This is a genomic window from Cellulosimicrobium sp. BMG9.22 (assembly GCF_059159975.1).
This window is the reverse complement of record NZ_JBZGBY010000007.1, coordinates 13,104-32,177: the sequence shown is the minus strand read 5'-3', so window position 1 is coordinate 32,177 and position 19,074 is coordinate 13,104. Positions and strand designations below refer to the sequence as shown.

General features: G+C 73.1%; 19 protein-coding genes. 9 read left to right on the top strand and 10 right to left on the bottom strand.

Going from position 1 to position 19,074, the window contains the following annotated elements; all coding sequences use genetic code 11:
• The first annotated feature begins 78 nt into the window (after positions 1 to 78).
• Complete coding sequence (locus AC4H2H_RS07270) at positions 79 to 1,065, top strand: helix-turn-helix domain-containing protein (RefSeq protein ID WP_494370131.1); 987 nt, start codon at positions 79 to 81, stop codon at positions 1,063 to 1,065.
• Between the two features lie 454 nt (positions 1,066 to 1,519).
• Here the strand turns inward: AC4H2H_RS07270 and AC4H2H_RS07265 are convergent, their stop codons facing one another.
• Positions 1,520 to 2,446, bottom strand: coding sequence for an NADP-dependent oxidoreductase (locus AC4H2H_RS07265; protein WP_494370130.1), 927 nt, complete (start codon positions 2,444 to 2,446; stop codon positions 1,520 to 1,522).
• A gap of 89 nt (positions 2,447 to 2,535) precedes the next feature.
• Here AC4H2H_RS07265 and AC4H2H_RS07260 point away from each other — a divergent pair, with 89 nt between their 5' ends.
• Complete coding sequence (locus tag AC4H2H_RS07260) at positions 2,536 to 3,555, top strand: AraC family transcriptional regulator (protein ID WP_494370129.1); 1,020 nt, start codon at positions 2,536 to 2,538, stop codon at positions 3,553 to 3,555.
• A 64-nt stretch (positions 3,556 to 3,619) separates the two neighbouring features.
• The gene (locus AC4H2H_RS07255; protein ID WP_494370128.1) at positions 3,620 to 4,489 is read left to right on the top strand and encodes an NAD(P)H-binding protein; all 870 of its coding nucleotides are present in this window, start codon (positions 3,620 to 3,622) and stop codon (positions 4,487 to 4,489) included.
• A gap of 141 nt (positions 4,490 to 4,630) precedes the next feature.
• On the opposite strand, the gene AC4H2H_RS07250 is transcribed toward AC4H2H_RS07255, so the two are convergent.
• Positions 4,631 to 5,155, bottom strand: a complete 525-nt coding sequence (locus AC4H2H_RS07250; RefSeq protein ID WP_494370127.1) for a CGNR zinc finger domain-containing protein — start codon at positions 5,153 to 5,155, stop codon at positions 4,631 to 4,633.
• Between the two features lie 148 nt (positions 5,156 to 5,303).
• On the opposite strand from AC4H2H_RS07250, the gene AC4H2H_RS07245 reads away from it, so the two are divergent.
• The 3 genes from AC4H2H_RS07245 (at position 5,304) to AC4H2H_RS07235 (ending at position 7,414) form a co-directional block, all read left to right on the top strand.
• Entirely contained in the window at positions 5,304 to 6,203 is a 900-nt protein-coding gene (locus AC4H2H_RS07245; RefSeq protein WP_494370126.1) for an alpha/beta fold hydrolase, read from the top strand.
• Between the two features lie 143 nt (positions 6,204 to 6,346).
• A complete protein-coding gene (locus AC4H2H_RS07240; RefSeq protein WP_494370125.1) occupies positions 6,347 to 6,904 on the top strand; it encodes a dihydrofolate reductase family protein in 558 nt (185 codons plus the stop codon).
• Positions 6,905 to 6,991: 87 nt separating this feature from the next.
• The gene (locus tag AC4H2H_RS07235; RefSeq protein WP_494370124.1) at positions 6,992 to 7,414 is read left to right on the top strand and encodes a hypothetical protein; all 423 of its coding nucleotides are present in this window, start codon (positions 6,992 to 6,994) and stop codon (positions 7,412 to 7,414) included.
• A gap of 11 nt (positions 7,415 to 7,425) precedes the next feature.
• On the opposite strand, the gene AC4H2H_RS07230 is transcribed toward AC4H2H_RS07235, so the two are convergent.
• Positions 7,426 to 7,950, bottom strand: coding sequence for a putative immunity protein (locus tag AC4H2H_RS07230; RefSeq protein WP_494370123.1), 525 nt, complete (start codon positions 7,948 to 7,950; stop codon positions 7,426 to 7,428).
• A gap of 217 nt (positions 7,951 to 8,167) precedes the next feature.
• On the opposite strand from AC4H2H_RS07230, the gene AC4H2H_RS07225 reads away from it, so the two are divergent.
• Positions 8,168 to 8,956, top strand: a complete 789-nt coding sequence (locus AC4H2H_RS07225) for a DinB family protein (RefSeq protein ID WP_494370122.1) — start codon at positions 8,168 to 8,170, stop codon at positions 8,954 to 8,956.
• A gap of 30 nt (positions 8,957 to 8,986) precedes the next feature.
• Here AC4H2H_RS07225 and putP read toward each other — a convergent pair whose 3' ends face one another.
• Positions 8,987 to 10,486, bottom strand: coding sequence for a sodium/proline symporter PutP (gene putP / locus AC4H2H_RS07220; protein WP_494370121.1), 1,500 nt, complete (start codon positions 10,484 to 10,486; stop codon positions 8,987 to 8,989).
• Positions 10,487 to 10,626: 140 nt separating this feature from the next.
• Here putP and AC4H2H_RS07215 point away from each other — a divergent pair, with 140 nt between their 5' ends.
• Entirely contained in the window at positions 10,627 to 11,067 is a 441-nt protein-coding gene (locus AC4H2H_RS07215; protein ID WP_494370120.1) for a pyridoxamine 5'-phosphate oxidase family protein, read from the top strand.
• Positions 11,068 to 11,088: 21 nt separating this feature from the next.
• Here AC4H2H_RS07215 and AC4H2H_RS07210 read toward each other — a convergent pair whose 3' ends face one another.
• From AC4H2H_RS07210 to AC4H2H_RS07200, 3 genes are all read right to left on the bottom strand, one after another.
• Positions 11,089 to 11,817 (bottom strand): hypothetical protein, encoded by a 729-nt coding sequence (locus AC4H2H_RS07210; protein ID WP_494370119.1) that lies wholly within the window; start codon positions 11,815 to 11,817, stop codon positions 11,089 to 11,091.
• A gap of 155 nt (positions 11,818 to 11,972) precedes the next feature.
• Positions 11,973 to 12,611 carry an FMN reductase gene (locus tag AC4H2H_RS07205; protein WP_494370118.1) on the bottom strand — a complete coding sequence of 213 codons (639 nt, stop codon included), beginning with the start codon at positions 12,609 to 12,611 and terminating at the stop codon, positions 11,973 to 11,975.
• Between the two features lie 57 nt (positions 12,612 to 12,668).
• On the bottom strand, positions 12,669 to 13,865 hold the full coding sequence (locus AC4H2H_RS07200) for an LLM class flavin-dependent oxidoreductase (RefSeq protein WP_494370117.1): 1,197 nt from the start codon (positions 13,863 to 13,865) through the stop codon (positions 12,669 to 12,671).
• A gap of 363 nt (positions 13,866 to 14,228) precedes the next feature.
• Between AC4H2H_RS07200 and AC4H2H_RS07195 the strand changes: the two genes are divergently transcribed.
• The gene (locus tag AC4H2H_RS07195; protein WP_021483180.1) at positions 14,229 to 14,573 is read left to right on the top strand and encodes an RNA polymerase-binding protein RbpA; all 345 of its coding nucleotides are present in this window, start codon (positions 14,229 to 14,231) and stop codon (positions 14,571 to 14,573) included.
• Between the two features lie 86 nt (positions 14,574 to 14,659).
• Here AC4H2H_RS07195 and AC4H2H_RS07190 read toward each other — a convergent pair whose 3' ends face one another.
• The 3 genes from AC4H2H_RS07190 to AC4H2H_RS07180 all read right to left on the bottom strand — a co-directional run bounded on the left by AC4H2H_RS07190 (position 14,660) and on the right by AC4H2H_RS07180 (position 19,031).
• A complete protein-coding gene (locus tag AC4H2H_RS07190) occupies positions 14,660 to 15,466 on the bottom strand; it encodes a polyprenol monophosphomannose synthase (RefSeq protein WP_494370116.1) in 807 nt (268 codons plus the stop codon).
• Positions 15,463 to 17,139, bottom strand: coding sequence for an apolipoprotein N-acyltransferase (gene lnt / locus AC4H2H_RS07185; protein WP_494370115.1), 1,677 nt, complete (start codon positions 17,137 to 17,139; stop codon positions 15,463 to 15,465). Before lnt ends, AC4H2H_RS07190 begins: the two co-directional genes overlap by 4 nt.
• A 251-nt stretch (positions 17,140 to 17,390) precedes the next feature.
• Positions 17,391 to 19,031: an amidohydrolase gene (locus tag AC4H2H_RS07180; protein WP_494370114.1), complete on the bottom strand. Its 1,641-nt coding sequence runs from the start codon at positions 19,029 to 19,031 to the stop codon at positions 17,391 to 17,393.
• Positions 19,032 to 19,074 lie beyond the last annotated feature (43 nt).

The window sequence follows — 19,074 nt, the reverse complement described above, 5'->3', positions numbered from 1 at the left end:
TCTTGGTGATGACGATGTTCGTAGGGTCGTGGGGCCGCAACCCTTTCGGTGTACGCCGAACAGCGGCACCCTGGACCCATGCTCCGCCTTCATCTCGAGCCAGCCGACCTTTGCCGCGTGCGGTTCCTCAGCACGCTGCACCCGGTCGGGATCGCCATGCTGGCGTATCAGGCCTTGAACGGCCCCGCCGCCGCCGTACTGGCACCAGCGCTCACCGCGACCGCGAGGACCTGTCAGACCGGGACGTCCACAGTGTTGCGGCACCTGCTACCCGTCCAAGGGCGCCTGCCGGACTTCCTCACTCCGCTCGACGGGCTGGAGTCGGTGGCGGCCGGCATCGAGGCGATCCGTGCCACCCCGGCCCGGCGGATCCGTGCCGATGTGACCGCCGCGTACGCCAACCTGCCCCCAACACCGATGCGGCGTCGGTTCGCCAGCGCGGAACCGGAGGTTCTGGACTTGCTCGGCCGGGCACTGACCAGTTGGTTCGTCGCCGTCGTCGCGCCGCATTGGCCCGACCTGGTGACCGCTCACCGACGCCAAGTAGCCACCGCGGCGCAGCGGTGGACGATGACGGGGTTGGACGGGCTCTTGAACGGGCTGCATCCGGCGATCCAGTGGAGGGCGCCCGTGCTCGAGGTGCAAACGTGGTGGGATGCCGACCTGGCCGGCACCGGTGAAGGAGTGGCCCTGTTGGCCACACCTCTGGCCGGTACCCGCCCGCGCGTACTGGTCGAGCCGGGCCGACCTGTCCTCGTCGTCTACCCCGTCCAGATGCCCCAGTTCGCAGAGCCCGGCCCAGCCGCGCTGGACCGCCTCCTCGGCGGTACCCGGGCCGTGGTGCTACGCCACCTCGCGGAGCCGGGCCGGCACACCACAACGGCGCTCGGCCGTGCCGCCGGAATCAGCGTCTCGTCGGCGTCCGAGCATTCGGCGGCGTTGCGGGCCGCTGGTCTGATCACTACTGTCCGCGACGGTGGTGCCGTCCTGCATCGACTGACGCCGCTGGGCCAGCACCTTCTCGACCGAAGCTGCGGTGAGGGGTCTGCTGCAGGTGACACATGACCTGTGCCGCCGTGCGGGGCTGTTCGCACCGGAGGTCCTGGGAGTCGGTTCGCAGCCGTTCGTCGTCGAGTTGGAGATATCGGCCTGGCGTCGGCGGCACGTGCCCGACTACTTCTTGCGCACCGTGGACGGTTCCGCAATCGTGATCGACGTCCGTCCAGGCGAGCTCGTCGGTGACGACGCGGTAGTTCTCGAGGCAATGGCGGCGGCCTGCGACTGGTGGGATGGACATGCCAGAGCCTCCGGAACCCTACTCCCCTGCTCACCGAGAACGTGCAATGGCTCGCCGCACGCCGCCACCCGCGCCGCGTTCGCGCCGGCAGCAGCCACCGTTCCTCTGACCAGATGAACACCGCCGCTCTCCTCGTGGCGAGCGTTCGGCTGGCGAACGATCCGGGTCCTGTTGCGCGCGTGCGGCGGTGACGGCGTCTGCCTGCAGGCTCAACCCCCGGCCTCAGGGAACGATGAGGACCTTGCCCCGGATCTGGCCTGCATCGCTGAGGCGATGGACCTCGGCGAGTTCGGCCAGCGGCCGTGACCCGCTGATGTCGACGCGCACCTTGCCGGCGTCGACCATCTGCACGAGGGCGCTCAGGTCGCCCATGTCGTTGCGGGCAACCACATGTCGGGCGGTCACCCCGGCGGCGACCGGCGGCTCGATCGGCGTCGTGACGGAGACGATCGTGCCCCCCGGACGTACCGACGACGCCAGCGCGGCGGCATCCTGCGCGCTCAGGGGAACGAGGTTCAGGAGGACGTCCACCGGGGCGCTGAGGGCGGCAGCCACCGGCACGGACGTGTAGTCGATCACCTGGGCGGCGCCGTGTCGCCGTACCGCCGCCGCGCTGCGGGCGCTGGCGGTGACGATCACCCGGGCCCCGGCGTGGTGGGCCAGCTGCGTGACGAAGCCGCCGACGCCACCGCCCGCGCCGACGACCAGCACTCGCTGGCCGGCGGTCACCTCCGCGTGCGCGACAGCCTGCCAGGCCGTCAGGCCGGCCAGCGGAAGGGCAGCGGCATGCGCGAGAGGGATCGTGGCGGGTGCCGGTGCGAGCTCAGCGACGGGCGCTCGCACGTACTCGGCCGCCGCTCCACCGCGGTCGAGGCGCCCGACCACGCGGTCGCCGACGGCGAAGCCGTGGACGCCCGCGCCGAGCTGCGCGACCGTGCCCGCGACGTCCCATCCGAGCGTGTAGGGCAGCTCCACGGGCAGGAACCCCTGGAGCAGGCCGGCGCGCAGTGCCGCCTCGGTGGGATTGAACGACGTCGCCGCGACGGCGATCAGGACTTCGCCCGGGGCGGGCTGGGGTTGCGGGACGTCCTCGACACGGATCACGGACGGGTCGCCGAACTCGTGGACCCTCGCGGCTTTCATCGTCATGCCATGAACCTACGGGCGTGCCACGAGACGATCCATGTGTCTGACTGCCCGGTTCATACGCGTTCGTCTGGTGCGCGTAGGGTCGCCGCATGGACGTGCTCAGTGACGTGATTGCCGTGGCGCGGACGGGCCGCCCTCGGTCGGCGCACCTGCGCTGGCACGCGCCGTGGGCGCAGGAGTTCGTCTCCGTGCCCGGATCCGCCGGCTTCCAGACCGTCCTGCGAGGCTCCTGCTGGTTGCTCCGCCCCGGTGCGGAGCCGGTCCGGCTGGACGCGGGAGACGTGGTGTTCCTTCCCCGCGGCAGCGGGCACGTCCTGGCCGACGATCCCCGCACCCCGTTGACCGTTCCCGCGTGCGGCCCCGACGACCCCCGATGGTCGGAGCCCTACACCTCCTCTGCTGTCGACCGGGCCGGGGAGGACGGCGCGGTCACGGCGGTGCTGTGCGGGACCTACCAGCTCGACCCGCGCAGCACCCACCCGCTGCTGCTCGACCTCCCCGAGCGCATCCACCTGTCCGCACCGCGGGGCGGTCACCGCGAGCTGCGAGCAGCCGTGGAGCTTCTCGCCGCCGAGCTCGACGACCCGAGGATGGGCACGGACGCCGCCGTGCCCGCTCTCCTGGACGCCCTGCTGCTGTACATCCTGCGCATCTGGTTCGAGGAAGAACCGGCACGTGGCGGCACCACCGGGTGGGCCGCCGCGCTCAACGACCGGCCGGTCACCGCCGCCCTGCGCGCCATCCACCGAGAGCCCGCGGAGCCGTGGACCGTGGCGAAGCTCGCCGCCGAGGCGGGGCTCTCCCGGGCGTCGTTCGCACGGCGCTTCACGGCGCTGGTCGGTCAGCCGCCCCTCCGCTACCTGACGTGGTGGCGGATGACGACGGCCGCGCGCCACCTGCGCTCGTCCGACGTGCCGCTGAAGACCGTCGCCACACGGGTCGGCTACACCTCCGAATTCGCCTTCGCGACCGCTTTCAAACGCACCCAGGGGATGGCGCCGGGCGCGTACCGGCAGCGCACCTGGGCCTCGCGCACGTGGCTGCCCGAACGGGAGCTTTTCGCCGTCGGCGGATCGTCGACGCGAGCCGTTGACCTCAACCACGGTTGAGCTACGAGGGTGGGGCCTGCCGTCCCGACCGGGGCGGCGCACCCCGACAGAACGGCGGACGACCATGCGCGAGAGCCCTACGATCCTGGTGACCGGCGCGACCGGGAACGTCGGCAGGCAGGTGGTCGCCCAGCTGCGTGAGCGCGGTGGCGTCCACGTCCGGGCGCTCACCCGCGACCCGGCCAGGGCGGTTCTCCCCGACGACGTCGAGGTGGTGGCCGGTGACCTGTCGGAACCGACGAGCCTCGACGACGCCCTGAACGGCGTCGACGCCGTCTTCCTCGTCTTCCCCACGCTGCAGGCCGACGCGCAGGCGCCCGAGCTGGTCGCGCGGATGGCGATGCACGCGCGGAGGATCGTCTACCTGTCCGCCGACGGGGTTCCCGACGACCGCGACGTACCGGTCGAGGGCATCATCGGCTCGCACGCCCAGATCGAGCACCTGGTCGAGGACTCGGGTGCGGAGTGGACGTTCCTGCGCTCCGGGGGGATGGCGACCAACACGCTCGGCTGGGCGGCGGAGATCCGCGCCTCCGGGGTGGTGCACGGGCCGTACGCCGGCCTGAGCCGGTCGCTCGTGCACGAGGCCGACCTCGCTGCGGTCGCCGTGATCGCGCTGACGGGAACCGCGCTGGTCGGCGCCAGGCCCGTCCTGACCGGGCCGGAGATCCTCACGCACGTCGAGCAGGCCGCCGCCATCGGCGATGCAGTCGGCCGCCCCGTCAGCTACGAGGAGATTCCCCGGGACGAGATGCGCGCCCGGATCATCGGCGAGTGGGGATGGCCGCCCGAGTCGGCGGACAGCGTCCTGGACGGCTGGGCGGCGATGGTCGGCAACCGGAACGGCGTCACGTCCACCGTGGAGGACCTCACGGGCCGGCCGGCCAGGTCGTTCAGCACCTGGGCCGCCGATCACGTCGCCGACTTCCGCTGAGCTCCGGGGTGGTCCGAGGAGTCGGGGCGACTCAGTGCCCAGGAGCTTGCACCTCAAGCGTACGAACGTCTACCAGTCGGTAGTGCACGTTGCATGGGACTCGCACGTGAACCCCGGTGGGCCGGGCTGTGCCCTACTCGATCAGGCCGAGGTCGGCCGGTTGCGACGGTAGTGTCGCGCGGCCTTGGCGCGGCTGCCGCACCCCTCCATCGAGCACCACCGGCGGGTCCCGTTGCGCGAGGTGTCGAAGAAGTACAGGACGCAGGCAGGGTGCGCGCAGCGCCGGATGCGGGTCGGGGCCTGGCGCAGCAGCTCGAGGTAGTTGTGGGCGGCGTGCCAGGCGGCGGCCCAGCCGGCGTCGGTGCGGGCCTCGTCGTGGACGAACCCGTCTCGTAGTCGGTGCTGGTGCTCGCCGCGCGCCAGGACGGCGTTGAGGTCCTTCTCGGCCGGGGTGCCGGGGTCCTCGAGCGCGCGGCGCAGCACCGCTCGGGTGTGGCGCAGCGACGACTCGGAGACCTCGGCCTGCTCCTCGGTCAGGTCGTGCTCGTGGAGCCAGGCCTGGATCTGGGCAGGTTCGTCGAACAGGTCGTACGAACGTCCGTGGTCCACCCACTGGGTGTTGACGAGGTCCAGGGCCAGCGGTTCGCCGACGAGCGGTCGTGACATCACTCGACGATCTTACCCCTGTCAAGCGATTGACAGGTGAGATCGAGACGGCTTAGGTTCTCACCGTTCAAGTGCGTCATGGGGGTGAGATCGACGGCCTGCCGTTCGTGACGCATGGTCGTCCCGTCTACTCCTCGGAGGAATACCCATGAACGAGACCGCGAGCGCCGACGGGCAGGGTGTGCGTACGGTGCACCACCGCACCGCCACGATCGACGGGCACACCGTGTTCTACCGGGAGGCGGGTGACCCGACCGCACCCACGCTGGTGCTGCTGCACGGCTTCCCGACCTCGTCGCACATGTTCCGCCGGCTGATCGTCGACCTCGCGGACTCCTTCCACCTGGTCGCGCCCGACCACCTGGGCTTCGGGTACTCCGACGCCCCGCCGGCCACCAGCTTCGAGTACTCCTTCGACAACCTCGCGGGCGTCACGCAGGGTCTGCTCGACCACCTCGGGCTGGACCGGTTCGCGCTCTACCTCCAGGACTACGGTGCGCCGATCGGCCAGCGGATCGCGCTCCGTGACCCGCACCGGGTCACCGCCCTGGTCGTCCAGTCGGGAAACGCCTACACGGAGGGCTTCACCCCGTTCTGGGACGTGCTGTTCGCGCACGCCAAGGACCGTGCGGCTCACGAGGCGGAGGTCCGTACGCTCCTGTCGCCGGAGTCGACGCGGTGGCAGTACACGCACGGCGTGCCTGCCGGCCGGGTCGACCGCCTCTCCCCCGACACCTGGAACCTCGACCAGGCCCTTCTCGACCGACCCGGGAACGACGCCGTCCAGCTGCAGCTGTTCTGGGACTACCAGTTCAACCTCGACCTCTACCCCGCGTTCCAGGACTACCTGCGCACCCACCGTCCCCCGACCTTGATCACCTGGGGCGAGCACGACGAGATCTTCGGCGCCGACGGCGCGCGCGCCTTCACCCGTGACCTGCCCGACGCCGAGCTGCACCTGCTCGACGCGGGCCACTTCGCGCTCGAGAGCCACGGCGAGGAGATCGCCGCGCTCGTCCGCGACTTCCTCGGCCGCGCCCTGGTCTGACGTGATCGCGGGCGGCCGGGCGGGTCTCGTCCGGCCGTCCGCGATCGGTCCGTCGGAGGCACGTCGTCCCCTGGGCGATGAGTTCCGGACGGTGCGGGCGTCTCTACGTGCGGCAGAGGGACATGCTTGGCGAAAGGGACACCATGGGACGCCTGATCTACTCGATGATCACCTCGCTCGACGGCTACGCGGTCGCGGCGGAGGGTGACCTCGGGACCGGCGCCGAGGTGCCGGAGGTGCACACCTTCATCGGCGACGTCTTCCGGGACGTCCGCACGTTCCTCTACGGCCGGCGGATGTACGAGACGATGGTCTTCTGGGAGACCGCGCACACGGATCCGGACGCGCCGCCGCACATCGTCGACTATGCGCGTGACTGGCAGGGCGCGGAGAAGGTCGTGTACTCCACGACGCTCGAGTCGGTGTCCAGCGAGCGGACCCGGATCGAGCGAACGTTCGACCCGGACGCGGTGCGCAGGCTCAAGGACGAGTCCGACTACGACCTCTCCGTCGACGGCCCGACCCTCGCCGCCCAGGCGATCGCGGCCGGCCTGGTGGACGAGTACCACCTGTTCGTCACGACGAGCGTCGTCGGCGGCGGCACGCGGTTCTTCCCGGACGGTGTGCGCCTCGACCTCGAGCTGGTCGAGCAGCGTGCCTTCGACAGCGGTCTGATCTACGCGCGGTACCGGGCCGGCTGAGGGGCACCGGTCGTCCGCCGGGGTCGAGCCACTCCCCCGGCCCGGCGGGTCCTGCGACCGTGGTCCCTCGAGGTGTCTACTGTTCCCATGGCCTCGTCCGTCCTCGAACCTACGACCCGGTGCGCGATCGACGCGGTCACGGCGCTGCGCCTCGTGACCGACGACGTGGGCCTCGGCGCGCGACGGCCGCTCGTCGGCCCGTCGGTCCTGCGCAGCCACGCGCTGTCGATCCTCTACCGCGACGTGCGCCGTGGCGCGCTGGACGAGACGACCGCGCGAGCACACCTCGAGGGCCTCGCGACGCTGAAGGTCCGGCTCCTGTCGGACCGGGTCTCGCGGTCCGTGGCGTGGCGGATCGCGCGGGACCTGGACCACGACGACACACAGGTCGCGGAGTACCTGGCCGTCGCCACGCTCCAGGCGGACGTCCTGGTCGCCGGTGACGAGCGGGTGGCCGCGGCCGCTGACAGCCTGGTCCCCCTCGTCGCGTACGACGACCTCCTGCGCTGACCGCTCCGACCTCAGTCGTCGAAGACGTTCCAGCAGATCGCGCTGCGGAGTCGCTGGTCGTCGAGCACGAGCTCGCGCAGCTCGGCGGGGATGCGTCCGCGCTGCCAGTCGCGCTCCGCGACGCGCGCTGCCTCCGGATCCTCGCCACGCGCGGCGGCGTCGGCCGCCACGGCCCGGATCGCGTACGCCGCGGCTCCCAGGTCGTGCGCTGCCACGGGTGCCACCGCCACGGCCTGCCCGGCTGCGAGCGCCGCGTACTTGACGGGTGCGGGCTGGTCGCGGCCGGCGGCGTTCGCGGTGAAGGCCGTGGTGTGGGCGGTCTTCATGGGGACCTCCCCGCGAATCCAGGCGCGTGCGACGTCGAGGGCGTGGCGTGGCCGGGTGTCGTCGGGGCGGGCCTGCTCGAAGAGGGGCAGGACGTGTTCGGTGCAGTCGACGGCCCACTGGGCGAGCTGGCGGTGGCGCTCGTCGGTGAGTGTGCCGCCGCGGCGCACGGTGATCAGGCGGGGGTCGCGTTCGGTGGGCAGGATCGGCATGGGCCGATGCTCCCCCGGGCGACGGCGGGCCGACAAGTCGGACTGCGGTGCGTTGTCGGCGGACCCCTGGCGGGGTAGCGGTGGGGCGGAGTAGCGTGCCGTCGTCGTCCGTGCGCTCCGGTGCCCGTGCTGTCGGTGGCGTATGCGCGTCGTCGGCCGCTCCCCTCCCCTGGGTCGGGTCGGGACGGCGGGGTCCTTCAGACGAGAGGAGTCGCTCATGGCACGGTTCACGCGTTCCGACGACCTGCGGGGTGCGACGTTCGACGGTGCGGACCTGCGGGGTGCCCGGTTCGTGGAGTCGGACCTGTCCGGGGTGGTGATGCGCGGGGTCCAGGTGGAGGCGGTGGACGTCGACGCGCCGTGGCTGTCGGACGGCGACACGTTCTTCCGCGTCAACGGTGTCGACGTGACCGGGTTCGTCGAGGCAGAGCTGGACCGTCGCTTCCCTGGCCGCTCCCTGCGGCGGGCCACGAATCCGGAGGGGTTGCGCGCGGCGTGGGCGGCACTGGAGTCGACCTGGGCTGCGACGGTGGAGCGGGCCGCCGCGATGCCGGCCGGCACGGTGGACGTCTCGGTCGACGGCGAGTGGTCGTTCGCGCAGACGGTGCGGCACCTGGTCCTGGCGACGGACACGTGGCTCCGGCGCGCAGTGCTCGAGGTCGAGCAGCCGTTCCACCCGATCGGTCTGGCGGGTCCGCAGGCGGCGGAGGACGGGCTGGACCTGTCGCTGTTCGTGACGGGGACGCCGTCGTTCGCCGAGGTGCTCGAGGTCCGTGCGGGTCGGGTCGCGATGGTGCGTGACTTCCTGGCGTCGGTCGCGCCGCAGGAGCTGTCGGCCGTGCGTCGGAACCCGTGGTCCCCGGAGTACCCGGAGACGACACTGTCGTGCCTGCACGTGATCCTCGAGGAGGAGTGGGAGCACCACCGGTTCGCGGTGCGTGACCTGGAGGCGATCGAGGCGGGTCATGGCGTCGACGGCAGGCCGGGGCCGGTCCCGGAGGGCTAGCGGCGTCGCTCCCCGTCGTGCGTCGCCGGGTCAGGGCTTGGCGAGCTCGCGCTCCATCTCGTCGAACTCGGCGTCGACCTCCGGGTCGGGGCGGGCGGTGGCGCGGCTGACGAGGACGGTGACGAGCAGGTTGAGGAGGAACCCGGGCACGATCTCGTACATGGCGCCGCTGAGCGCGTCGATGTTGCCCCACACGGCGACCGTGAGGGCCCCGGTGGCGAGGCCGGCGAGCGCGCCGGTCGCGGTGAGCCGGCGCCAGTACAGGGACAGCAGCACGATGGGGCCGAAGGCGGCGCCGAACCCGGCCCAGGCGAAGGCCACGAGGTCGAGGATGGCGGAGTCGTCGTCGAGGGCGAGGAGCACGGCGACCACGGCGACGACGAGGACGCCGACCCGGCCGAGGACGAGCTCGACCTTCTCCGTGGAGCGGCGTCCGGCGATGTTGTAGAGGTCCTCGACGAGTGCGGACGAGCAGACGACGAGCTGGCTCGACATGGTCGACATGATCGCGGCGAGGACGGCGGCGAGGACGAGGCCGGCGACGAACGGGTGGAAGAAGATCTGGCTGAGGATCAGGAAGACGGTCTCGGGGTCGTCGAGCGGGCGCTCGGGGTCGCCGGCGAAGTAGGCGATCCCGATGAGCGCGGTCGCGATCGCGCCGCCGGCGGTGAGGATCATCCAGCCGAGGCTGATGCGGCGCGCGACAGTCGCCTCGCCCGGTGAGCGCAGGGCCATGAACCGCACGATGATGTGCGGCTGGCCGAAGTACCCGAGCCCCCAGGCGGCGGTCGAGACGAGGGCCACGACGCCGAGGAAGACGCCCTGGTCGGAGATGCCGGAGAACAGGTCGAACGCGTCGGGGTTCACGGCGCGGGCCTGGTCGGCGACGGTGCCGATGCCGCCCATCGAGGTCACGGCGACGATCGGCACGGCGACGAGCGCGGCGAGCATGAGCAGGCCCTGCGCGACGTCGGTGAGGGTGGCGCCGAGGAACCCGCCGAAGAGGGTGTACCCGAGGGTGATGGCCGCGACGAGGAGCAGCCCGGTGAGGTAGGGCCACCCGAAGGAGGACTCGAAGAACTTGCCGGCGGCGACCATGCCGCTGGAGACGTAGAAGGTGAAGAACCCGAGGATCACGACGGCGGCCGCGATGCGCAGCGGGCGGGCGTTGCCCTTGAGCCGCTTGGCGAAGAAGCTCGGGATGGTGATGGCGTTCTCGGAGATCTCGGAGTAGGCGCGCAGGCGCGGGGCGACGAACCGCCAGTTCAACCACGCGCCGACGATGAGCCCGATCGCGATCCACGCCTCGACGAGCCCTGCGGCGTAGATCGCGCCGGGCAGGCCGAGCAGCAACCAGCCGGACATGTCGGACGCGTTGGCGGACAGGGCGGCCACGCTGGGGCGCAGGCCCCGGTTCGCGAGCATGTAGCCATCGAGGTTCTGCGTGCGGCGGTACGCGTAGTACCCGATGGCGAGCATCGCGAGGAGGTAGATGGCGATGGCGGCGAGCTGGAATCCCCGGTCCGACACGATGTCCTCCTGCGGGCGTCGTCGGCTGCAGTCGTCCTTGCACCGTACGGGACGACGACGGGCCGCGCAGGGACAGCACGAGCGCGCCGACGGACGAGCGCGGGCCCGCACCACGGGCGCTCCCGGCTAGGGTGCGGCGTGTGGACCGCGCAGTACTCGTCAACCATGTCCGTTCGCAGCGGTGGGGGGTCGTCTCGACCCTGGGCCCGGGCGGGAGCCCGCAGGCGGCCTACCTCGCGATCACGGCGACGGACGCGGGCGAGCTGGTCTTCGACGCGCGTGCGACCTCGCGCAAGGTCGCGAACGTGCGCCGTGACGCCCGCGCGGCGGTGGTGGTCGGCGGGACCGACGGCACGACGCTGCAGTGCGAGGGCGTGGCCGACCTGCCCGTGGGCGAGGACCGCGAACGGTGTGCCTCCGCCTACCTCGCGTCGTTCCCCGAGTTCGCCGCCTCGCTCGCGAGCGAGCAGATCGTGCTCGTCCGGGTCGTGCTCGCCTGGGCAAGGTACGGGGACTTCCGCACGGACCCTCCCGTGGTGCGCGAGCTCGTCGGCGACGTCTCGGGCGACGCCAGGGCCTGACGCACGCGGCGATCGCGTGCCTCAGCCGAGGAGCGCCTGCTTCGCGCGCGCGTACTCGGTGTCGGTGAGGTCTCCGGCGCGGTGCAGGACGGCGAGCCGTTCGAGCCGGGCGACGAGCGCCGCTCCCCCGTCGGCGCGCGCGGCGCTCGCGGCGGGGGCGCCGCGGGCGACGACGCGCCACACCGCGCGGGCGAACACTCCCGGGCGCCGGGCGGTGCCTGCGCGGTCGGGGCGCAGCCGGGGCACGCGCGGGGAGGGCGCGGTCCGGTCGTCGACGACGATGCTGGCGGGGCGGGTGGCCGCGAGCGAGCGCGCGAAGCGCGCGAAGCGCGCGGAGGAGCCGTCGAGGAGGACGGCGCGCGTCGCACGGGAGGTCGGGTGGTGCTCGTCGCGCCAGGTCACGACGACGGTGGACCCGTCCCCGGTGACGGTCACCTCGGGTCGCCCGACGGGTTCGTGGACCGTCCCGTCGGCCCGCACGAGGCGCAGTCGTGCACCGTCCCAGACGAGCCGGCCGCCGGCGACGTGGAACATGGACGGGTAGCGGGGCGCGGCGGCGAAGCGTGCGGCGTCGGGCGCGGGCTCCGGGGCCCGCACGACGCCGACGGGCCGCCGCGCGGGCGGGGCCGCGGTCCGGGTGTCCGGGTCGGGAACGTGCTCCGCGAGGGCCTCCACGACGGGTACCGCGACGGTGTCGGGGGCGGAACCGGGAGGCGGTGCGGTCAGGTCCTCGGTCGCGCTGCTGCTCATGCTGCTCCCCGTCGTCGTCGGTCCCCCGATCCTGCCGGGTGCGGCGCTCGCGGGCAAGGCCCGTGGGGGACGACGACGCAGGTCAGGCGCGGGAGCGCGCCCCGGCCGGGAGCACCAGGGCCAGGGCGCGCAGGGTGGGACGGTCGCGCAGCCTGTCAGTGCCCGCCGAGGAGCGCCGTGAAGTCCGGCGTGCCGGCGAACGGGTCGGCCGGACCGGCGTTCTTGCGCAGCGCGACCTTCTCCGCAAGCTCGCGGCCGGCCCGGGCGATGCGGGCGGGCAGCCCACCGCCCGAGTCCGCCTCGCCGGCCGCCCAGTCGTCGGTGGCCGCGAACACGGAGGTCGTGGCGACGTCGGCCCGCAGGTAGGTGAACAGGGGCCGCAGCGAGTACTCGAGCGCGAGCGAGTGCCGCGCCGTGCCGCCGGTCGCGCCGAGCAGCACCGGTGTGCCCGTGAGGGAGTCCTTGTCGAGGACGTCGACGAACGACTTGAGCAGCCCGGAGTACGTGGTGGTGAACAGGGGGGTCGTGACCACGATCCCGTCGGCGGCGGTGAGCCGCTCGAGCACGCCGGCGAGCTCGCCGGTGGGGAAGCCGGTGAGCATCGCGTCCACGACCGCGTGCGCGTGGTCGCGCAGCTCGACCGTCTCGACCTCGACGGTCACGCCGAGACCCTGCAGCTCGCGCACGCTCGCCTCGGCGAGCCGGTCTGCGAGCAGGCGGGTCGACGACGGCTTGGACAGGCCCGCGGAGACCACGACGAGGCGACGGTCCGCGGCGGGGGTGTTCTGGGTCATGCGGTGCTCCTGCGATGCTCGGGATGCTGCTCGGTGTGTGGTCGTTGTGTGGTCGGGTCAGAGACCGAACGCGGCGCCGCTGCGGGCAGGCAGCTGGTCAGCCGTGTCGTCCTCGGCGGTGCGACCGGTCCAGCGGTCCTCGGCGCCGCCGACGTGCGCGGCGCCCTCGGTCCCGGCGGCCTTCGCGGCGGCGACGCGCTCGGCGTGGCTCGGCGGGTTCGCCGGCACGTGCGCGGGGCGCGCGGCTTCCATCTCGCGGCGCAGCACGGGCACGACCTCGCCCGCGAGGAGGTCGATCTGCTCGAGCACGGTCTTGAGGGGCAGGCCGGCGTGGTCCATGAGGAAGAGCTGACGCTGGTAGTCCCCCACGTGCTCGCGCATCGCGGCGTACCGGTCGATGACCTGCTGCGGCGAGCCGACGGTCAGCGGGGTCTCGCGGGTGAAGTCCTCCATCGACGGACCGTGCCCGTACACGGGCGCGTTGTCGAAGTAGGGCCGGAACTCGTCCCACGCCTTCTGGGAGTCCTTGCGCAGGAACACCTGCCCGCCGAGGCCGACGATCGCGGTGTCCGCGGGGCCGTGGCCGTGGTGCTCCCAGCGCTGGCGGTAGAACTGCACCATCTGCTGCGTGTGGCTGATGGGCCAGAAGATGTTGTTGTGGAAGAACCCGTCGCCGTAGTAGGCGGCCTGCTCGGCGATCTCGGGGCTGCGGATCGACCCGTGCCACACGAACGGCGGCACCCCGTCGAGCGGGCGCGGGGTGGAGGTGAAGCCCTGCAGCGGGGTGCGGAACTTGCCCTCCCAGTCCACGACGTCCTCGGTCCACAGGCGGCGCAGGAGCGCGTAGTTCTCGACCGCCAGCGGGATGCCGTTGCGGATGTCCTGCCCGAACCACGGGTACACCGGGCCGGTGTTCCCGCGGCCCATCATGAGGTCCATGCGCCCGTCCGAGATGACCTGGAGCATCGCGTACTCCTCGGCGAGGCGCACCGGGTCGTTCGTCGTGATGAGCGTCGTGGACGTCGACAGGACGATGTTCTTCGTCACACCGGCGAGGTAGCCGAGCATGGTGGTCGGTGACGACGGGACGAACGGCGGGTTGTGGTGCTCGCCCGTGGCGAAGACGTCCAGGCCCGCCTCGTCGGCGTGCTTGGCGATGGTCAGCATCGCGCGCACGCGCGCCGTGTCGTCGGGGGTCCGGCCCGTCGTAGGGTCGGTCGTGACGTCGCCGACGGTGAAGATGCCGAACTGCATGGTGTGCTCCCGTGAGTTCTAGGTAGATGCGTTTGCATGTACATGGGCCTCAACCGGCGACGCTCCCCTGTTGTTCCCACCGTCCTTCGACGACGGTGTGAGCGTGCGCACGCACGCCTCCCGGGGTGGGTGACGAGTTGCGCGAGGCACCGAAACCGGGGAGCCTGGGACCGCGACGCGCCGTGGCGGACCGGCTCGACGCCGTGGGGGACCGATCGGTCGCACGCCCCGCGACGTTCACCGGACCTTCACGCTGCCTCGGAACACCGACCGACGACGAGGCGTTGCCTCTCGTAGACCGGGCCGCCGTCCGCACCCCACCGGGCGCGCCCACACCCCCGAAGAACCCCTCAGGAGGACACCATGGCCGACCGTTCGCTGCGCGGGATGAGCATCGGTGCGAAGAGCATGGAGTCGGACGAGGGCGTCGACTTCGCCCCCCGCTTCCAGGCGCACTACGACTGCCCCAACGGGCACACCATCATCCTGCCGTTCTCGACTGACGCCGAGGTCCCCCCGGTGTGGGAGTGCCGCTGCGGCGCCGAGGCGCTCCTGCGCGACGCGGAGCGCCCCGAGCCGAAGGCCGGCAAGCCTGCCCGCACCCACTGGGACATGCTGCTCGAGCGCCGCACGATCTCCGAGCTCGAGGAGCTCCTCGACGAGCGCCTCGGGCTGCTGCGCGCCGGCAAGCTGCGCCGCAGCGCCTGAGCCGACCGCTCGCGCGGGTGCCCGACGGCGCCACGACCTGCCGAGAAGGCCCGGACCCCTCAGGGGGTCCGGGCCTTCTCGCGAGGTCAGGGCGCGCGCCGCCGGCCCAGCACCGACCGGAACGCTCCCGCGAGCTGGTCCGCACGGCGTCGGGCACCCCAGAGCGTGACCTTCCACAGCGCCTCGACGACGATCGCGCGGCTCATCTTCGACCGGCCCGCGGTCCGCTCGACGAACGTGATCGGCACCTCGACGACGCGCCCGCCCGTGCGCTGGACCCGCCACGCCATGTCGACCTGGAAGCAGTACCCGTGGGACTCGACGCTGGCGAGGTCGATGCGCCGCAGCGCACCGGCCCGGTAGGCGCGGAAGCCCGCCGTCGCGTCCCCGAGCCGCAGCCCGAGGGCGAGGCGCACGTACGCGTTCCCGGCGCGCGAGAGCACCTCGCGGTGCCACGGCCAGTTCTCCACCTCGCCACCGGGGACCCACCGCGACCCGATGACGAGGTCCGGCGCCCCCTGCGGGCCGCCGTCCCCGGGTGTGGCGGTGCCCGCGAGCGCGCCGAGCAGGAGCGGGAGCTGCTCCGGCTGGTGGGACCCGTCGGCGTCCATCTCCACGACGACGTCGTACCCGGCGTCGAGCGCCCAGCCGAACCCCGCGACGTACGCGGCGCCGAGCCCCTGCTTGCCCGCCCGGTGCAGGACGTGCACGGCCGGGTCGGTCGCGGCCGCGGCGTCCGCGAGGTCGCCCGTCCCGTCGGGGCTCGCGTCGTCGACCACGAGCACGTCCGCGTCCGGGACGGCCGAGCGCAGGCGCGCGAGCGTGCCGGGCAGGGTCTGCGCCTCGTCGTAGGTGGGCACGACGACCAGCACCCTCCGGGCGCCTGCGCTCATCGCGCGTCGGTCCTCGCCGGCCCGGCGGCGACCTGCACGTCGGACGCGGGCCGCGCGGCACGCGACCCGCGGCGCTCGCGGACCGCGGTCACGACCCCGGCGGCGAGGAGACCGAGCGCCAGGGCCTCGAGGACGATCCCGGGGACCACGCCGGCCCGCACGGCCGGGGTGAGGCTCGTGCGCAGCGGCAGGTCGGCGATCATCTGGTCGGCCGTGAACAGCTCCGTGCTCTGCAGGAGCGTCCCGTCGGGGGCGATCACGCCGCTCACCCCGACCGTGGAGACCTGCACCGTCGCGCGCCCGGCGGAGATCGCGCGCAGTCGCGACATCGCGAGCTGCTGGGTCGACTCGGCGGTGTACCCGAACGAGGCGTTGTTCGTCTGCACGACGAGCACCTCGGCGCCGGCGGTGACGGCGTCGCGCACGAGCGAGTCGTAGGCGATCTCGAAGCAGATGACGACGCCGAGCGGGACGGTACGTCCCAGTCGGGCCGCGTCGAGGTCCATCACGCCGGTCTCCGTGCCGGCGATCATGTCGATGCTCACGCGGTCGACCTGGTCGGAGAACACCCGCAGGAGCGAGCGCAGCGGGATGTACTCGCCGAACGGCGCGGGGTGCTGCTTGGCGTACCGGTCGACGACGCCCTCCCCCGGCTCCCACAGCAACGACACGTTGTACCGGCCGCCGGTGTCCGGGTACTCCTGGGCCCCGACGAGGATCGGGGCGCCCACCTCGCGCGCCGCGCGGTCGATCGCGCGGGCGACGTCGGGCGCCGTCTGCGGGTCGAGGTCGGAGCCGTTCTCCGGCCACAGCACGACGTCGAGCTCGCCCGGCTCGACCTGGTCGAGGAGCGCGACGGTCCCCTCCAGGTGGTTGTTGAGCACCTCGGCCCGGTTCGCGAACGACCCGAGGCCCGGTTCGCCGACGTTGCCCTGCACCGCGCCGACCGCGAGCGTGCCGGACTGGGCGGCCGCGTCGAGCGGCACGAGGAGAGGTGCGGCGACGAGTCCTGCGGCGACCGCGAGCGGCACGACGGCTCCGCGCACGACGGCGCGCCGGCGCACGAGCGCGAGCACCGCGACGGCGAGGAGTGCCCCGGCCAGCGCCACCAGCAGGGACACGAGCACCTCGCCCCCGAGCCACGCGGAGCGTCCGAGCGGGGAGTCGACCTGGGAGAACGCGAGCCGCCCCCAGGGGAAGCCCCCGAACGGCACCTCGGTGCGCGTCTGCTCGACCCCGACGAACAGCACCGCGAACGCGACCGCCTGGCGCGCCGGGCGCTCGCGCAGCCACGACCAGCGCCGCGCCCACACCCACGCGGCGCCCAGGACGGCGACGAAGCACGCCTCCATGACGGACAGCGCGACCCACGGCACGGTCTCGGTGGCGTAGTTCGCCCACCAGAGGTGCGGGAGGAAGAACGCCAGACCCCACACGAGGCCGACGAGGAAGCCCCAGCGGGCGGAGTCGCGGCGCAGCGCCCAGAACAGGGCCGCCACGCCGACGAACGCGGCGGGCCACCACCCGCGGTCGGGGAAGGCAGCGTCGGTGAGCAGCCCGCCGCCGGCGGCCAGGAGAAGTGTGAGCACGCGCGGTGGGCGGGGGCCGCCGGTGGCCGCGGGTCCGGGGTCCGGCTGCGGTGCTGGACCGGACCGGGGCTCTGGCGCGTGCACGGGGTGCAGACTACGCCACCGGGCTGGACCGTCGCTGGCCCGAGCAGTGGGTGTGCGGGCTCGCGCGCCCTTCGGCCCGTGCCGCGCTGCCACCAGCGACGCACGTTTTCTACTGAGCGCGCGAGCCCGGCCAGGTACCCGTCACAGCATGCCGGAGGATCGTCGTCGGTGGCTGATCCCCCCGGCGGCCGCGGGGGCCGGAACACCCTGTCGAACCTACTCCGGCTCCTCGCGGTGTCAAGCGGTAGCGCTCACACGAACGTGTCGAACAGCACGACGCCGTCCCGCACCGTCTGCAGGCAGCGCGGGCGCGGCGCGTCCGGGCCGAGCTCGGGAAGCAGCGGCTGACCTGCGCGGGCGTCGGTGCTCCACGACGACGTCGTGCGCCCCAGCGCGCCCTGCACCACCAGGTGCTCGCTCTGCCACACCGCCAGGTGCGCGGGCGCCCCGACGCGCAGCTGACCGGCCCCCGTGTGGTCCAGGCCGGCGATGCGCCACCCGCCGCGCGTGTGCGCCCGGAACGCGGCCCGGGCGGAGATCTGCTGGTCGGGGTCCACGTGCGACATGGCGGCGAGCACCGCCGCCCACGGGTCGAGCCGCGTCACCGGGGCGTCCGACCCGAACGCGAGCGGCACACCCGCCCCCGCGAGGTCCGCGAACGGGCTCAGCCCCTGCGCGCGCGTCGCGCCGACGCGTGCCGCGTACATGCCGCCCGGCCCGCCCCACGCGGCGTCGAAGCCGGGCTGGATGCTCAGGCTCACGCCGAACAGCAGGAGCGTCGCGAGCGCGTTCGCGTCGACGAGCAGAGCGTGCTCGACGCGGTGCCGCGCGGCACGCACGGAGCTCGTGCCGTGCACCTGCGCCGCGACCTCGAGCCCGAGGACGAGCTCGTCCATCGCCCGGTCCCCGATGACGTGGAAGCCGCCCTGCGTGCCCGCCGCGGCGACCGCCGACAGGTGGTTCGCGATCTGCTCCGCGGTGAGGTAGAGGTTGCCGCGGTCGGTGCGGTCGGGACCGTCCTGGTACGGCAGGCGCATCGCCGCGGTGCGCGACCCGATGGACCCGTCGACGTTGAGGTCACCGGCGATGCCCGTGAGTCCCGGCACGTCTGCGAGCAGCTCGCGCGCGTCGTCGACCGTGGTGCACAGCTCGCCCCGGTACCCGACGACGTGCGCCAGCCCTGACGCCGCGTCCCCGGTGAGCTCGAGCAGCTCGCGCAGGCCGGCGCGCGTGTCGATGTGCGGGGCGCTCATCTCGTGGACCGACACGATGCCCTGCTCCGCCGCCGCGCGCAGCGCCGTCCGGTACAGCTCGGTGCGCCGCCCGGGCGTGACGTCGCGGGCGACGTCGCGCGCCACGTGGTGCGCCTCCCCCGTCACCCACCCGGACTCGTCCCAGCCCGGCCGTCCCTGCAGCGCGCAGCGCCGCGCGAGCGTCGTCGACACGACCGCCGAGTGCACGTCGACGCGCGCCGCGTACACCGCGCGCCCGCCGGTCGCCGCGTCGAGCTCGTCGCGCGTCGGAGGGCGGCCCTCGGGCCACGCCCGCTCGTCCCACCCGAAGGCCAGCACGACGTCGTCCTCCCCGACGCCCGCGGCGGCCTTCGCGACGGCCTCGAGCGCGGCCGCGAGGGTCGTCACCCCGGCGCTCGCGGACAGGTCGACGCCGGCGAGGGCGAGCCCGACCTCGAACAGGTGGACGTGGGCGTCGACGAACCCGGGCGCGACGAGCGCGCCGTCGAGCTCGACGACGCGGTCGGCGCGGGCGGCGAGACCGTCGGCCGTGTCGTCGGCGCCGATCCACGCGATGACGCCGTCGTCGACGAGGAGCGCTTCGGCGAACGGGTCGGACTGGGAGTGGATCACGCCGCCGCGGTACAAGGTTGAGGCCACAATCCTTCACGATACCGCCACAACCGCGGGTCGTTCACGCGTC

Excerpts from the sequence above, each read along its gene's own strand:
- AC4H2H_RS07270 (WP_494370131.1), top strand. The coding sequence starts at position 79 with ATGCTCCGCCTTCATCTCGAGCCAGCCGACCTTTGCCGCGTGCGGTTC.
- AC4H2H_RS07265 (WP_494370130.1), bottom strand. The coding sequence starts at position 2,446 with ATGACGATGAAAGCCGCGAGGGTCCACGAGTTCGGCGACCCGTCCGTG.
- AC4H2H_RS07260 (WP_494370129.1), top strand. The coding sequence starts at position 2,536 with ATGGACGTGCTCAGTGACGTGATTGCCGTGGCGCGGACGGGCCGCCCT.
- AC4H2H_RS07255 (WP_494370128.1), top strand. The coding sequence starts at position 3,620 with ATGCGCGAGAGCCCTACGATCCTGGTGACCGGCGCGACCGGGAACGTC.
- AC4H2H_RS07250 (WP_494370127.1), bottom strand. The coding sequence starts at position 5,155 with ATGTCACGACCGCTCGTCGGCGAACCGCTGGCCCTGGACCTCGTCAAC.
- AC4H2H_RS07245 (WP_494370126.1), top strand. The coding sequence starts at position 5,304 with ATGAACGAGACCGCGAGCGCCGACGGGCAGGGTGTGCGTACGGTGCAC.
- AC4H2H_RS07240 (WP_494370125.1), top strand. The coding sequence starts at position 6,347 with ATGGGACGCCTGATCTACTCGATGATCACCTCGCTCGACGGCTACGCG.
- AC4H2H_RS07235 (WP_494370124.1), top strand. The coding sequence starts at position 6,992 with ATGGCCTCGTCCGTCCTCGAACCTACGACCCGGTGCGCGATCGACGCG.
- AC4H2H_RS07230 (WP_494370123.1), bottom strand. The coding sequence starts at position 7,950 with ATGCCGATCCTGCCCACCGAACGCGACCCCCGCCTGATCACCGTGCGC.
- AC4H2H_RS07225 (WP_494370122.1), top strand. The coding sequence starts at position 8,168 with ATGGCACGGTTCACGCGTTCCGACGACCTGCGGGGTGCGACGTTCGAC.
- AC4H2H_RS07210 (WP_494370119.1), bottom strand. The coding sequence starts at position 11,817 with ATGAGCAGCAGCGCGACCGAGGACCTGACCGCACCGCCTCCCGGTTCC.
- AC4H2H_RS07205 (WP_494370118.1), bottom strand. The coding sequence starts at position 12,611 with ATGACCCAGAACACCCCCGCCGCGGACCGTCGCCTCGTCGTGGTCTCC.
- AC4H2H_RS07200 (WP_494370117.1), bottom strand. The coding sequence starts at position 13,865 with ATGCAGTTCGGCATCTTCACCGTCGGCGACGTCACGACCGACCCTACG.
- AC4H2H_RS07195 (WP_021483180.1), top strand. The coding sequence starts at position 14,229 with ATGGCCGACCGTTCGCTGCGCGGGATGAGCATCGGTGCGAAGAGCATG.
- AC4H2H_RS07190 (WP_494370116.1), bottom strand. The coding sequence starts at position 15,466 with ATGAGCGCAGGCGCCCGGAGGGTGCTGGTCGTCGTGCCCACCTACGAC.